15 protein-coding genes and 1 other annotated feature are annotated in these 14,429 nt (G+C 36.5%); all 15 genes read right to left on the reverse strand.

What is annotated here, in order from left to right; all coding sequences use genetic code 11:
* Positions 1–45 precede the first annotated feature (45 nt).
* A complete protein-coding gene (locus tag HWV59_RS20290) occupies positions 46–315 on the reverse strand; it encodes a DUF1294 domain-containing protein (RefSeq protein WP_102230727.1) in 270 nt (89 codons plus the stop codon).
* Between the two features lie 107 nt (positions 316–422).
* Positions 423–782 (reverse strand): 50S ribosomal protein L20, encoded by a 360-nt coding sequence (gene rplT, locus HWV59_RS20295; protein WP_102230726.1) that lies wholly within the window; start codon positions 780–782, stop codon positions 423–425.
* Positions 783–814: 32 nt separating this feature from the next.
* Entirely contained in the window at positions 815–1,015 is a 201-nt protein-coding gene (gene rpmI, locus HWV59_RS20300; protein WP_026560853.1) for a 50S ribosomal protein L35, read from the reverse strand.
* A gap of 21 nt (positions 1,016–1,036) precedes the next feature.
* The gene (gene infC / locus HWV59_RS20305; RefSeq protein ID WP_175640125.1) at positions 1,037–1,558 is read right to left on the reverse strand and encodes a translation initiation factor IF-3; all 522 of its coding nucleotides are present in this window, start codon (positions 1,556–1,558) and stop codon (positions 1,037–1,039) included.
* An 82-nt stretch (positions 1,559–1,640) separates the two neighbouring features.
* Positions 1,641–1,767 (reverse strand) — a sequence feature (ribosomal protein L20 leader region).
* 175 nt (positions 1,768–1,942) lie between these two features.
* A complete protein-coding gene (thrS, locus tag HWV59_RS20310; protein WP_102230724.1) occupies positions 1,943–3,883 on the reverse strand; it encodes a threonine--tRNA ligase in 1,941 nt (646 codons plus the stop codon).
* A 634-nt stretch (positions 3,884–4,517) separates the two neighbouring features.
* Positions 4,518–5,342, reverse strand: a complete 825-nt coding sequence (gene ytxC, locus HWV59_RS20315; protein WP_175639881.1) for a putative sporulation protein YtxC — start codon at positions 5,340–5,342, stop codon at positions 4,518–4,520.
* 186 nt (positions 5,343–5,528) lie between these two features.
* Positions 5,529–6,467 (reverse strand): primosomal protein DnaI, encoded by a 939-nt coding sequence (dnaI, locus tag HWV59_RS20320; RefSeq protein WP_175639882.1) that lies wholly within the window; start codon positions 6,465–6,467, stop codon positions 5,529–5,531.
* Between the two features lie 2 nt (positions 6,468–6,469).
* On the reverse strand, positions 6,470–7,939 hold the full coding sequence (locus tag HWV59_RS20325; protein ID WP_102230721.1) for a replication initiation and membrane attachment family protein: 1,470 nt from the start codon (positions 7,937–7,939) through the stop codon (positions 6,470–6,472).
* 82 nt (positions 7,940–8,021) lie between these two features.
* The gene (nrdR, locus tag HWV59_RS20330; protein WP_026560848.1) at positions 8,022–8,480 is read right to left on the reverse strand and encodes a transcriptional regulator NrdR; all 459 of its coding nucleotides are present in this window, start codon (positions 8,478–8,480) and stop codon (positions 8,022–8,024) included.
* Between the two features lie 48 nt (positions 8,481–8,528).
* The gene (locus HWV59_RS20335) at positions 8,529–8,927 is read right to left on the reverse strand and encodes a cytosolic protein (protein WP_102230720.1); all 399 of its coding nucleotides are present in this window, start codon (positions 8,925–8,927) and stop codon (positions 8,529–8,531) included.
* Between the two features lie 137 nt (positions 8,928–9,064).
* Positions 9,065–9,445, reverse strand: coding sequence for an adenosylmethionine decarboxylase (speD, locus tag HWV59_RS20340; RefSeq protein WP_102230719.1), 381 nt, complete (start codon positions 9,443–9,445; stop codon positions 9,065–9,067).
* A 281-nt stretch (positions 9,446–9,726) separates the two neighbouring features.
* Entirely contained in the window at positions 9,727–10,746 is a 1,020-nt protein-coding gene (locus HWV59_RS20345) for a glyceraldehyde-3-phosphate dehydrogenase (protein WP_175639883.1), read from the reverse strand.
* Between the two features lie 270 nt (positions 10,747–11,016).
* Positions 11,017–12,453 carry a group II intron reverse transcriptase/maturase gene (gene ltrA / locus HWV59_RS20350; protein WP_175639689.1) on the reverse strand — a complete coding sequence of 479 codons (1,437 nt, stop codon included), beginning with the start codon at positions 12,451–12,453 and terminating at the stop codon, positions 11,017–11,019.
* 674 nt (positions 12,454–13,127) lie between these two features.
* Positions 13,128–13,721 carry a dephospho-CoA kinase gene (coaE, locus tag HWV59_RS20355; protein WP_175639884.1) on the reverse strand — a complete coding sequence of 198 codons (594 nt, stop codon included), beginning with the start codon at positions 13,719–13,721 and terminating at the stop codon, positions 13,128–13,130.
* A gap of 19 nt (positions 13,722–13,740) precedes the next feature.
* Positions 13,741–14,379, reverse strand: a complete 639-nt coding sequence (ytaF, locus tag HWV59_RS20360; RefSeq protein WP_102230716.1) for a sporulation membrane protein YtaF — start codon at positions 14,377–14,379, stop codon at positions 13,741–13,743.
* Positions 14,380–14,429 lie beyond the last annotated feature (50 nt).

Genomic DNA, 14,429 nt, shown 5'->3' on the forward strand with positions numbered 1-14,429 from the left:
TAGATGAAAGTCGTATTGATTCTATTGTACGAGAGCATTTAAAGTTTATGTCATGAAAAAAGATAAATAAACCAAAAGGACGATTTGAGCACAAGCAATAAGCGGAAAAAGAAATGCAAATGATGTATGTTTTGTTTTATGCCGATAAACCCGCATGCCAATAAAACCTCCAATAGCTCCCCCTAAAAGAGCAACTAACCATAGTGTTGATTCCTTTATTCTCCACTCTCCACGAATTGCACGCTTTTTATCAGAGCCCATCAAGAAAAAGCAAATGATATTTAATAGTAGATAGTAGAATGACAAATATAACATGATATTCACTTCCTTCCTGGATATATATTAGCTATGTAACCTAAAAATCCTTTGATATGAAAAAGAGCCGACTCTATCAATTTAGAGTCAGCTCTCATACCGTTCAATTATTTGTTAAGCTGTGATTTAGCAGCGTCTGCTAATTGAGCAAATGCTTTTTCATCAGCAATAGCTAAGTCTGCAAGCATTTTACGGTTTACTTCGATACCTGCAAGCTTTAGTCCGTGCATTAAACGGCTGTAAGAAAGACCATTTACACGAGCAGCTGCATTGATACGAGTGATCCATAATTTACGGAAATCACGTTTCTTTTGACGACGATCACGGTATGCATACATCCATGATTTCATAACTTGTTGGTTTGCAACTTTATATAATCTATGTTTAGAACCGAAATAACCTTTAGCTAATTTTAAAACTTTTTTACGACGTTTACGTGAAACGATACCGCCTTTTACTCTTGGCATGTAAATTCCCTCCTATATTACGATGTTTCAGATTATTTAATATTGTCTAACAAATGACGAATACGTTTGAAATCGCCTTTGCTTACTACAGTTGATTTACGTAGTTTACGTTTTGCTTTTGTAGATTTGTTAGCAAATAAGTGACTTGTGTAAGCATGTGAACGTTTAAGTTTACCAGAGCCTGTTCTTTTGAAACGTTTTGCAGCTCCGCGGTGAGTTTTCATTTTTGGCATAAGGTATTCCTCCTTAAGGGATTATTGCTTTTCATTTTTCGGCGCTAGAACTAAGAACATGCTGCGACCATCCATTTTCGGATGAGATTCTATTGTACTTAAATCAGCACATTCTGCAGAGAAACGATCAAGCACCTTTTGACCGATTCCTTTATGTGTAATGGCACGTCCTTTGAAGCGGATAGAAGCTTTTACTTTATCGCCCTTTTCTAGGAATTTGCGTGCATTTCGAAGCTTAGTGTTAAAGTCATGCTCATCAATTGTAGGACTTAAGCGTACCTCTTTAAGATTGATGATTTTTTGATTCTTACGAGCTTCTTTTTCTTTCTTTTGCTGTTCAAAACGAAATTTACCGTAGTCCATGATGCGGCATACAGGAGGCTTTGCATTAGGAGCTACTAAAACTAAATCCTGGTTAGCTCTTGTCGCGATTTCTAAAGCCTCTTGGCGAGATTTGATTCCAAGCTGATCTCCGTTGGCACCGATTAGACGTACCTCACGTGCGCGAATTCCGTCATTTACCATCATATCTTTGCTAATAATTAGCCACCTCCAAGGTTTTTTAAAAAACTGAATAGTAATTCTTAACACCGTTTTTGTAGAACTAGGTCTTTTTATTTTTGTGACAAATAAAAAAGTGTGGATGCAAAACACCCACACTACGATTGTATAAATAAACTATATCATCGTTACCTGCCAACTACAAACGGATGTGTCAAACAGGTGAGAAGCGGGTGCTTCTACTTGTTAATATATAAGACTATTCAATTACCTAGAGAATTATAACATTAATACAAAGATCTTGCAAGTAAATTATATATTTTCCAAACAACAAATGTAATTCTAACAGAACCATTCTGTTCTTGCAATAACTTTTTTTACCTTACCTTCAAAATCGGTGGAGCGAATCCACCGATTTCATCTATCTTAAGCTCTTTTTACTTCTTGTTGAATTTGTTGAACAAACTGTTCAAACGGTAGTGTTTCTGATTTTTGCTCACCATACTTACGAACATTCACAGCATTTTCAGAGATTTCATTATCACCAACGACAAGCATATATGGTATTTTTTGAATTTGTGCTTCCCGGATTTTGTAACCAATCTTTTCATCTCGAGAATCCAGTTCAACACGAAGGCCTGCTTCTTGAAGTTGTTCCTGAACCTTTTTTGCATAATCAAGATGAATAGCAGGTGAAACTGGAATCACTTGAACTTGAACCGGCGCTAACCAAGTTGGGAATGCACCTTTGTACTCTTCAATTAAAAATGCGACAAAGCGCTCCATTGTTGAGACAACACCACGGTGAATAACGACCGGACGATGTTGCTTGCCATCTTCTCCAACATAATTTAAGTCAAAGCGTTCTGGAAGTAAGAAGTCTAATTGAACAGTTGATAACGTTTCATCCTTGCCAAGAGCTGTTCTTACTTGAACATCAAGCTTTGGACCGTAGAATGCTGCTTCACCTTCTGCTTCAAAATAGTCATGGCCTAATTCATCCATTGCACCCTTTAACATGCTTTGTGCTTTTTCCCACATATTATCATCATCAAAGTATTTTTCTTTATCTTCCGGGTCACGGTATGACAATCTGAATGAATAGTTCTCAATTCCGAAGTCTTTGTAAACTGCTTCAATTAATCGAACAACACGGATAAACTCATCTTTAATTTGATCTGGTCGCACAAAGATATGAGCATCATTTAACGTCATTCCTCGTACACGCTGTAAACCAGTTAACGCACCTGACATTTCATAGCGGTGCATCATTCCAAGCTCAGCAATACGAATTGGCAGTTCACGATAGCTGTGAATATCATTTTTGTAAATCATCATATGATGTGGGCAGTTCATTGGACGAAGCACTAAATCTTCATTATCCATTTCCATGATTGGGAACATATCTTCTTGGTAATGTTGCCAATGTCCTGATGTTTTATATAATTCTACACTTGCCAGAACAGGTGTATAAACATGCTGGTAACCTAATCTCTCTTCCTTATCAACAATGTATCTCTCGACAATACGGCGTATAGTTGCACCTTTTGGAAGCCATAAAGGTAATCCTTGGCCTACTTTTTGTGATGTTGCGAAAAGACTAAGCTCTTTTCCTAATTTACGATGATCACGTTCTTTTGCTTCTTCCAAAATGCGGAGATGCTCATCTAAATCAGCTTTTTTGAAGAAAGCTGTTCCGTAAATACGTTGAAGCATTTTGTTTTTACTATCTCCGCGCCAGTATGCACCTGCAACACTTAGAAGTTTAAATTCTTTAATCTTCCCTGTTGAAGGAAGGTGCACTCCTCGACATAGATCGAAAAATTCTCCTTGTTCATAAATTGAAACAGCTTCACCTTCTGGAATTGCTTCTAAAAGCTCTAATTTCAGAGGATCTTGGATTTCTTCGTATCGACGCTGTGCTTCTTCACGACTCACTTCATTACGAATAATTTCAAGATTTTCATTCACAATTTTTTTCATTTCTTTTTCGATGACTGGTAAATCTTCAGGTGTGATCGCATGCTCCATATCAATATCATAATAAAAGCCATTTTCAATAACAGGTCCAATCCCAAGTTTAACGGATTGGTCTTTATACACACGTTTAATGGCTTGTGCCATTAAGTGAGCTGTTGAATGTCGCATAACTTCTAATGCTTCATCACTATCTTGTGTGACAATTTCAATTGCACCATCTTGTTGAATTGGTGTACGCAAATCAATTAATTGTCCATCTATTTTCCCTGCAAGTGACTTCTTTTTTAAACCAGGGCTAATGGATGCCGCAATTTCTTCAGTTGTGGTACCTTTTGCAAACTCCTTTACAGCTCCGTCTGGAAACGCAATTTTTATAACGTCTGACATCCTTGTTCACTCCTTCTTTGAAATGTGGAAGCGCCTTGATCAGCCTCTGGCAATTAAGACACTTAGAAATAGAAGGTGCTCTTTACCTTCAATTTCTAAGTGGCTTATGACCTCGAGGGGCTAGGCGCTGGCAGTCAAGAACGCGACGTCCTGTCGCATTGACTGCACTTGTACTTCCTGTACTTCGGAACTAGACACCAACACTAATTTCAAACTTAGCATCAGTGTTTCGCTCCAAAAATAAATAAAACTCGCCCCCAAAAAAGGGACGAGTTAATAAACTTAGTCAATGGATCGTGGTTCCACCCTTGTTCCCAAAATCTATACAAACAACAATTAATGCAATGTATCAATAAAAACATTAATAAGACTTTGGCTCAACATCGATAACGGGAATCCCGTCAGCTATTAATAAGTTATAAATATATAACTGTTCACAACTGAAGTTTAAAGGTGGTAAGTTTGTTCATCGTGTTAGGAAGGTTTCAGCAAATCCTCCCCTCTCTGGGAACCGTACAAACAAGCTCATGTCCTTATCATGACAGATCTATTATTCAATTATTTCGTATTATAAATTGTTTTTTTGATAAAATCAAGATGATCTTCTCCAATATGTACTTATATCACCAAATAATTATCTATAGAATTCTTCCAAGCGATGAATCGTGACTCTTTCTTCAAATATATTTTGGATTGTTTGAATCATTCCATCGAGAAAATCATTTGCATAGAGAGAAATCTTTAAAGGTACCATAGACACTAATGGTGCTAATAACTTTGTATCTATATACATTGGATGTTGGGAAACAAATTCTTTATCAATCAGTTTCTTCAATTCATCTTCTGGTATTATACACTTATTTTCATTATAAATGGCATATTCTTGATCAAAGACAATGTGAATGGCCGGTATTTTGCTTTCATTATCACGTATATATTCTCGTAAGCTTTGAATGAAATTCTGATATTCCTGCTCCATCTTATACTCCTCTATAGCAATATCTACATATTCTCGTAAGCTCTGAAAATACTTATGCAAACGGAATTTTTGAAAAGATGAATAGGTAAAATATAAGTCAGGTCGCAAAAATTCCTCTAATGCATCTCTTACAACAAGTTCTCTTGATGTAAGTTTTTGCACGTTTGGAATCTCCTCCCGCTCGCCCTCAATAATAGCTTGCGTAATATGTAAAATCTGTTGTTGTTCCTCTTCTTCTGAAAAATAATACAATTCTTTCAGCATGTTTATAATCAAATGCTGCTCTTTATAACCGATAATAAATTGAATAAGTCCTGGTATAACAAAATGTTCAAGTGTAATATCCCAAGACTTTGGGGTAATTTTTATACACTGATTATTGACTAATTGAAGCTCAGATAAAAACGTTTCGGATATTGAACGAAAAATTGAATACATCGTCCTTGCCTCTTTCGGAGACCCAAATAATATCTCAAGCATGTTTGTCCCCCCTTTTGCCAGCACTTCAATCTATGTATATGGGGGGATATCTTCATTTAGAAGTAAATAAATGGGTTTACATAAAGAAAACCCGCTACTTTGTCTTTACACTGTCGAACATAAAAAATCGACTACCTCATGTTTATGAGATAGTCGATCGTCATGTTAGATACACTATTAAACGTCTTATCCTCTTCGATTTCTTCCTATCAGTTCGATTGGAACTGTCATATGTTTTATGCGCTCCATAATCCTTGCCGCTTTAACCGGTTCTTCTTCACCTCGCTGGGAAATCGAAAGATGATGCTGAAGTTGCTTGATAGTAAAATTAGAAGAAATAAAAACAGGCAGATTTTCAAGCATTCGATACTGAAGAATTGTTCCAAGAACTTCATCGCGCGCCCAGCTTGATACAGATTCTGCACCTAAATCATCAAGCATTAAAACTGGAATCTTTTTTACAGCATCTAGCTTTTCATCCAGTGATGAATTTTGAAACGAGCCTTTTAATTCCCTCATAAATTCAGGTACATACACAAGCATTGAAGCTACTTTATGTGAAGCAAGTTCATTTGCAATAGCACCTAAAATATAGGTTTTTCCTACTCCAAAGGATCCGTACAAATAAATGCCTTTTGGACGTTTTCCACTGTTATAGGCTTCAACAAAGTCCTGAGCCACACTAATGACCTGCAGGCGGCTTGTTTCATCAACATCGACATCAATCCTGTCAAACTGAGCTTCAAGGATGTCTTTTGGAATGTACATACTTTTAATGAGTGACTCATTTTTTTTCCTTTCATCATGAATTTCTTTTGTCGGACATTTATCGTATTGGATGTCAATGATCCGACCTTGTATCATTAAACGAGGATGATAGCCTTGTAATAAATTTTTGCATTCACCTAAAGATGGACATTGTTCACAATTTTTACTCTGATTCGTAAATTCATAAAGCTTCATTAAACTTCTATTAATCATTCCATCTTCAATTTCAGTTGAATGCTTTGTAATAAAAGCTTGTACATCCGGGTTGTTTAACACCTGTTTCTTTAAGTCATTATACCGTTCATTAAAATCCGGTCTTTTTGTTAACTTTTTTAAAGAATTGCTCATATGCTCCATAGCTAATCGTTCCTCCTTTCAGTATTGTCACTGCTTTTATTATCCTTATATTTTTTTATTCGATCAAATATTTTTTTCTTTTCTAATTCGAATTGCTCTAAATTCTTTTTATCGACTACCTCTTTATTTTGGGGATGTTTTTCTGAATCAGTTGTCTGTTCGTCTTCTTCCTTCAGCCATTCAGGTAATATTTCTTTACGAATTGGTGTTTTTTGGTTTTGTGTTCTTTTCTTTGATGTTTTTTCTTCTGCCCATTGTTGATATTGTCTGTGTTCCTGCTTCGCTAGGTCCATTGCTTCTTTTACTGTTTTTACATGCTTTCTTGTCCAATGACTTGCTATTTTTTGTACATAAGCTCTTGTAAGCTTCATATCGGTTTTAAGCAAAACATAATAGATTAAAACATTGACTACTCCCGGCTCAAGCTTCTGTTTAACCAGGACCTCTTCAATGATTTGCAAATCACTCACAGCGGGAGGGATACCTCCAGCAACATCTGTTAAAAATTGTCTTGGTGAAATAGTTTCTAATTGATACATTAGCTCTTCTTCTTGAGATAATTGTTTTTTATCTGGATTCGAACGTAATGTAATAGGTTGTTTCTTATCTACAAGATTGGGTAATTCATCTCCCACTTGAAATTGATACCAATCTCTTGCTGATTTTCTTAGCAATTCTACATCAATCATGTCACCCTGATCTAAACTGGACATGGCGACATTTTTCATTTCAACAGGGCCAATTCCATATAAATATGATAGCTTTTTGATTACCTCTTTTATCGAAGGTGTAAAAGCTTTCGGAGAAATTAGTGCATCAGATAAGCCTGAGAAGAATAAATCGAAGTCAAATGCAGCATCTGATATTTCCAAAGTGGCTCGATGATTTGTTTGAAGATATTCTCTCTCCTCTTCAAGTGTCAAGTCATCCATCGTTTCCGTGTTTACTCTTCCCATCATTTCTGCAGATCGAACGGAATCAAATACATCATCAAATGATTTGGTAATCTCCTTCATTCCCTCTTCCATTTGATCGTCTGAAAAAAAATTCTTTAGCTGTAAAAATTTATTTCGACCAACCCGATTATATAGATAAATATTTAATACACCATCCTGAAAAAACTCATTAGGCTGGACCGGTGCTTGTAACTCATATACATATCGCTTCACACCATCAACTTCATCAATAAAGGTTTTCAGCAAACCAAGACCTTCTAATTTTAACCGTTTTTGATAGATTTCCCGCAAATTGCTTTGCATAATCGTCATTAAACTGTGATGAGTTGTTTCTGCACTCCATAGACGATTTTGCTCTAATTCTGCCCATAACGTCATATAAAGACTAAAACATTTAGATCCAATTAATGGCTGATAAAGTAATGTAATGATTTTCCGATCTAAGTCCTGTAGAACTGATTTACTTTTAACTGTATAACGATCAATAGCAAGCAGTTCCTTCCAATGCTGTTCCATACCCCTCAACCTTTCATGCAAAAGTAAAACATACCACTGAAAAAAGAGCTGAAGGATCTCTCTCCATTAGCTCTTTCATCACTTATCTTACTTTCTTAATAAGATCTGTTAATTCTTCAATAAATACATTTATATCTTTAAACTGTCTGTAGACTGATGCAAATCGAACATATGCCACTTCATCAATTCTAGCGAGCCTATCCATCACCATTTCGCCGACTAATTCACTATTCACCTCAGAAACACCTTGATTTCTAAGTTCTTTCTCAATTTCGTGAACTATGTCCTCAAGCTTTTGCAAAGGTACCGGTCTCTTTTCACATGCTTTTATTAGTCCTCTTAAAATTTTCTCTCGACTAAATTCTTCCCTTGTGCCTTCTTTCTTCACTACAATCAGAGGAAATTCTTCGACTTTTTCAAATGTTGTAAATCGATATTGGCACTCTTCACACTCCCGGCGTCTGCGTATCGATCTGCCTTCATCTACAGGTCTTGAATCCAATACCCTTGTCCCATTATGTTGACACGAAGGACATTTCATATGACCAACTCCTTCTTAACGTCATATTTAGGTTTATGACCCAGCTCTTTATCTTCCACTTTTTCCAGTTCCAACAAATGTTTCTTTTTGATCAAGCTTCTTATATAAATCAAGAATGATTTTTTTACTGTAGCCGAGGTCAGTCGGCAGCACAGTATTTGTCGTCACAGTGAGATCAACCGCTGTTTCAAAAGGACGAACAGAAACAACTGTTACGATTAAGAATGCCTTTCTGGGGCGATCAATGTTCACACTCATTTCACCACGTTCTTCTGAAACTGAGGTCACTGTCATTCCAGGGGTTTGTTCAATTAATTCCTTTACTGACTGAAGTGCTTTTTTATTTGTTGTCTTATAATAATGGCTTTGTAAGTCTGGATTATAATGTTTTTCTCTTGTTTCTTGATGCGTGCTAAAAAAATCCTTTAATTTGTTCACAAAACTCATTATAGCATTCCCCTTTATAATTTATTATTTTCCCTTTATGTATGAAAAGATATTCTATTACTATCATACTGAAATTTTCCGATAATAAAAAGAGGTGCAGATTAAATAATCTACACCTCTGAATGTTTTGTTTCAAATTAAAGAGCTTTTGCTTCCTTTTGTTTTACCTGTACAGGTCCCATACCTCTTGGAATTTCAATGTTTTCACGAGTTTGTGCACCTAAAGACTCTGCAATATGGTCTGCAGCAATATTCGGATCTAAATCACCACAAGTGTAAACATCAATACTTGCATAACCATGCTCCGGAAAACTATGAATAGTTAAATGAGACTCGGAGATGATAACAACTCCACTAACTCCTTGTGGAGCAAATTTGTGGAAAGCAACCTCTCTTATTTCTGCACCTGACTTTAACGCTGCATTTACAAATGTTTTTTCAATGTAATCCATATCATTTAACTTATCAAAATCGCATCCCCATAATTCTGAGATTACGTGTCTACCCATTGTTTCCATATTCATGGATCCCCCTTTAACTATTTTTTAACATGAATTCTTCGCTAATGGTATATGTACTACCACGGGGGAAAGTTAGTCCAGAGAGGTCCTAACCCTTTAAGTAGCCTTAACACCTTGGCTTTGATAAGAAGTTCACGAAAAATAGTATACTTTGTTTGTATATGTTTTGCAACACACTTTTCGAAAAAATATTTCCTACATCTAAGTTAAGGGGTTTATCCAACATGATGATACATTTATTACTTTTTCCGGAAGAAGCTTAAATATCCGTTAAATCCTCATACACCTAATAATTGTGACATACTCTTTTCTACCATTTTTGCCAAATCAACCACTCTGCAGGAATATCCCCATTCATTATCATACCACGCAAGTACCTTTACTTTATGTTGATCGATAACAATGGTCGACAAGCTATCGATGATTGCAGAATAAGGGTTTGTATTATAATCAATTGATACTAAAGGCTCTGTAGAATAATCCAAGATTCCTTTTAGTGATGCTTGTGATGCTGATAAAAAAGCTTGATTAATCTCTTCTAACGTAACAGCTTTTTCAACATCAACAACCAAGTCAACGAGTGAAACATTTGGTGTTGGAACTCTTAGTGCCATACCAAGAAGTTTCCCTTTCATTTGAGGCAATACAAGCTCCAAAGCCTTTGCAGCTCCAGTGGTAGTTGGAATAATAGACTGACCGCATGCCCTTGCTCTTCTTAAATCTTTATGTGGATTGTCAATATTTCTTTGGTCATTCGTGTATGCATGAACTGTTGTCATAAGACCATTTTTCACTGTAAACTCCTCATCAAGTACCTTGATGACGGGGGCTAGACAATTTGTCGTACATGAAGCATTTGAAATAATAGTATGCTGCTTCGCATTATATTCATGGTCATTAACCCCCATGACAATTGTAATATCTTCATTTTTTCCTGGAGCTGTTAATAAAACTTTTTTTGCTCCGGCATTTATGTGTAGCATTGCTTTTTCTTTATCATTAAATTTACCTGTTGCTTCAATGACGATATCTATATTTAACTCCTTCCATGGAAGTTCCTCAGGGTTCCTTTCATCCAACAATAGGACCTTTCGTCCATTTACAATGAGATGATCATCCATTGCAATAACTTCACCGGCAAAAGCTCCATGATTTGTATCATATTTAATTAAATGAGCTAGTGTGTTTGCTGGATAGCTTGCATTAATAGCCATTATATTTAACCCTTCTGAGATTGCACGACGAAAGACCATTCTACCTATTCTTCCAAATCCATTAATCGCAATATTTGAAACCATAAAAATTCTCCTCTCCACCAACATATGTGTTACACTATTTTAACATTTTCTAATAATAGTATAACACATTTAAAGTGAATAAGGATCATCTCTTTGTCCTTATGTAGCCTATTTTTCTTAAAACATTATTAAATTTTTTATTGTTTAAATAGTATTCAAGGTACAATTTTGCGGTAGCAATAGAGTAGGGTAACCTCTTTCAAGGCTACCCCCTCATCAAACCGTACGTGTCCTATTAAGACATACGGCTTACCAATGTGTTTGAATTAATCAGTATGTTGCTAGTCGCTTGGCATAGTTCATTTTACGAACGCGTTCAGGAGTGTAATATTCCTCCCCGCGTTCCTTTGCTCTTTGAATTTGCTTTTGTTGTTTCTTCTTTTGCTTTTCTTTCATGTATTGAATGTAGTCATCCAATGTATGACCAAATTGCTTTCCATAATACAACTGAAACGCAGGTACTAGTCCAATCTTAGTGAAATATTCTATGTTCCACTTCGTATTCATGGCATACCCCTTGCGTTGGCTTGGGTGGTCATGAATCATGGCCACTCTCAACCTTCTTCGAACGTAAGAATCCATTGCGAGTAGTTCATTCTTAAAAACATTGAAATAACAGTTTAGTTTATGCCCATGTTCTTTGAATTCTTCTACTGCTTTCCAAATCGTTAAATAGAAATTAACTTTCCCTCGAATCACAGAGTTCACTCTCTCAAGCCACTTTTCTTTACTTAAGGTTAAAGTCTTTCTTGTTCGTTGTTTAATTTTAATGCGAAAGTCACTCCATGTTTCCTCTTTAGGTTTCGTAATGTAATACGGTTTCCCATCTTTCTTACGTTTTCTCCAATGCTCAAAAGTAAAGCCCAGGAAGTCAAAGTCATCATTATTAAAATCAACGATTTTAGTCTTCTCCACAGAGATTTCTAACCCAAGTTCTTTTAATACTTCCTTTGTAACTTCTTCAGCCTTCTTTATTTCCTCCTTGCTCTTGGCAAAGAGTAAGAAATCGTCCGCGTAGCGGACGAACTTTATCCCATGTTGGTCAAGAGTCCAATCCAATTCATTTAAATAGATATTGGCGAGTAAAGGCGAGATCACTCCACCTTGCGGTGTTCCAGAATCTACCTGATGGTATTTACCTTCTTCCATATATCCTGCTTTTAGCCATTTCCAAATCATATCAAGGACGGTTCCATCCGCAATGTACTTGTTTAACACTTTCAATAGCTTCTTGTGGGGAATATTGTCAAAGAATCCTTTAATGTCACAATCATAAATATAGTTGTAGCCATTTTCGATATTCCACATAATCAATTGTAGTACACGCTTCGCCCCCACATTGGGACGATAGCCACAAGACCATTTATGGAAAATGTCCTTTTCAAACTTAGGTTCTAGTACATTACGTAATGCTTGTTGAACAATACGATCTTCAATGGTTGGGATACCTAGTGGGCGTTTCTTCCCATTCTTTTTTGGAATATAAACACGTCGCACTGGTGAGGGTACGTAATCTTTCGCTCTTAGTTTCATGAGTAGATTTTCAAGGTTCTCCTCTAGATTCTTCTCATAACTTTCAAGCGTTTCTTCATCTATTCCTCCTGCACCCTTATTCACTTTTACATTCTCCCAAGCTGTTTTGATCTTTCGATCAAAGAGAATTTGCCCATAGACACTATGCCATTTTAATTTCAAAGTCTGATTCATTCTTATTCGACACCTTTCAATGTGTACTTTCAGTTCGTTTATACCGAAGTATCGTTTACTGTTGACATTACACACTTTTAGTTGTGTAGAGCCACAAGGTCATTCCCCTTCCGTTCGATGATTGTTTAGTCAATCACCTACTTCCGTACTATGAGAACGTCTGACTTCTCTATCCACAAGGCTCATTTCGGATTATCCTTATAAAGCCTTGCCCTTATGGTGAGATAGAGATCTCACGGGGTTATCGTACTTTCCTTCTGTACATACCCAGCACCATCACCGAATAAGCTACGACAGATCGGCTGATTTCTCTGACCTGCCATTACAATTATTGTAGACTTCCCATTATTTGCGGATGGTCGCCAACTTATCCTGCCGCCGTGCTTCACACTTATTGCATTTGGGTCTGCACATCCGACTGCGGTTCTCTCGATTTACCGCATCTCCATCAGACAAAGCCTCACGACCATGCCATAGATTAGTCTTCACTAGTTGTATCAGCACCCTAGTGGAAGGACTTTCACCTTCGAGAAAATGAGTCTTCCAGGATTCGGGAGCAGTTGTTATCGAAATAACTTACTCCAACCTTTAACAGCTCATTCAGTGCAGATATCTGCACAAGGTACGACTGCCCGTCGCACGCAAAAAAAAAGAGACTAATATAGCCTCTTTTCTTAAATCCATTTTTTTAACACAGCTTCCAGCTGGATTTGAGTATCTTCTACAGAACCGTTATTATCAATAATTTCATCAGCAAGTTTTCTTTTATCCTTTAAAGGGTGTTGAGATTGAATACGGAGTTTCGCTTCGTCATTCGTGTAGTTGTTTCGTTGCATTAACCTCTCAAGCTGAGTTTCTTCGTCCACATACACAAGGATTGTCTTATCAACCATATAGGTAAGCTTGCTTTCAAATAATAAAGGAATATCTAAGACAACCAGCTTTGAACCCTGCTTTTTTTCTTCTTCTACTTGATGAAGCATTTCTTTCCTAACTTCCGGGTGAACAATCTTATTTAGCTGCTCTCTTTTTTTTTGATCACTAAAAATCAAAGCACCTAACTTCCCACGATCCAGAGTTTGGTCTTCCTGTAGAATGTCTGCACCAAAAACGTCAATTATTTGGTTATACGCTGGTCTCCCTATTTCGACGACATCCCTGGAAATTTGATCTGCATCAACAACTGTTATGCCCATTTCTTTAATCATATTTGATACTGTACTTTTTCCACTTGCTATTCCACCTGTTAGTCCAATGACAACTGTCACAGCCTTTAGCCTCCATTGCTTATAATTTCCATATCCCTATCATAATGAGAATAATCCCAGGAAGGCAAGAGAATTTATCCACCCATGAAAATCTTGCAAAAATATGGCCCGATTTTATTCCTATCCAAACAAAGAGAGAGCTCATACACGCTACTAAAACACTCATAATAATTGGTGAATAGCCCAATAATGCAGCACCGATCCCAGCTCCAAATGCATCTAAAGATAAAGCCAATCCAAGTAGAAATGCTTCAACTCCAGTGATTGTTCCAGATTTGTCTATATCTGCAGTCATCGGCTTTCTAAGTATGTTTATCACAATTCCAAAAGTTTTAATTTCAAAATTAATAATGGTTTTCTCAACTTCTTCTTCCACTCCACTTTCTTTAGATGGCCGAAAAAACTGGTATAAAACCCATGCTCCAATAAGCATTAAAATAAATCCACCTAGCTTTTCCGTTATATAGATCGGGAATATCTTCGTTAATATTTCGCCAAGAAACATCGCTCCAAGCATTGTTCCTGCTGAACAGCAAGCAATTATAAAAATGGACTTTAATGGTATTCTCATTTTCCTCATTCCGTAAGTAAAACCAACTGAAAAACTATCTAAACTAACTGCAAATGCTAATAACAAAAGTGACATGTATTGAAACATATAGGTCTAGCCCCTTCCTTCTAATTGCTAACATAGTCTATGATCAACGC

The sequence above is a fragment of the Metabacillus schmidteae genome (genome assembly GCF_903166545.1).
In the GTDB taxonomy this organism is placed as follows: Bacteria; Bacillota; Bacilli; order Bacillales; family Bacillaceae; genus Metabacillus; species Metabacillus schmidteae.

Excerpts from the sequence above, each read along its gene's own strand:
- HWV59_RS20290 (WP_102230727.1), bottom strand. The coding sequence starts at position 315 with ATGTTATATTTGTCATTCTACTATCTACTATTAAATATCATTTGCTTT.
- rplT (WP_102230726.1), bottom strand. The coding sequence starts at position 782 with ATGCCAAGAGTAAAAGGCGGTATCGTTTCACGTAAACGTCGTAAAAAA.
- rpmI (WP_026560853.1), bottom strand. The coding sequence starts at position 1,015 with ATGCCAAAAATGAAAACTCACCGCGGAGCTGCAAAACGTTTCAAAAGA.
- thrS (WP_102230724.1), bottom strand. The coding sequence starts at position 3,883 with ATGTCAGACGTTATAAAAATTGCGTTTCCAGACGGAGCTGTAAAGGAG.
- ytxC (WP_175639881.1), bottom strand. The coding sequence starts at position 5,342 with ATGCTTGAGATATTATTTGGGTCTCCGAAAGAGGCAAGGACGATGTAT.
- dnaI (WP_175639882.1), bottom strand. The coding sequence starts at position 6,467 with ATGGAGCATATGAGCAATTCTTTAAAAAAGTTAACAAAAAGACCGGAT.
- HWV59_RS20325 (WP_102230721.1), bottom strand. The coding sequence starts at position 7,939 with ATGGAACAGCATTGGAAGGAACTGCTTGCTATTGATCGTTATACAGTT.
- nrdR (WP_026560848.1), bottom strand. The coding sequence starts at position 8,480 with ATGAAATGTCCTTCGTGTCAACATAATGGGACAAGGGTATTGGATTCA.
- HWV59_RS20335 (WP_102230720.1), bottom strand. The coding sequence starts at position 8,927 with ATGAGTTTTGTGAACAAATTAAAGGATTTTTTTAGCACGCATCAAGAA.
- speD (WP_102230719.1), bottom strand. The coding sequence starts at position 9,445 with ATGGAAACAATGGGTAGACACGTAATCTCAGAATTATGGGGATGCGAT.
- HWV59_RS20345 (WP_175639883.1), bottom strand. The coding sequence starts at position 10,746 with ATGGTTTCAAATATTGCGATTAATGGATTTGGAAGAATAGGTAGAATG.
- ltrA (WP_175639689.1), bottom strand. The coding sequence starts at position 12,453 with ATGAATCAGACTTTGAAATTAAAATGGCATAGTGTCTATGGGCAAATT.
- ytaF (WP_102230716.1), bottom strand. The coding sequence starts at position 14,379 with ATGTTTCAATACATGTCACTTTTGTTATTAGCATTTGCAGTTAGTTTA.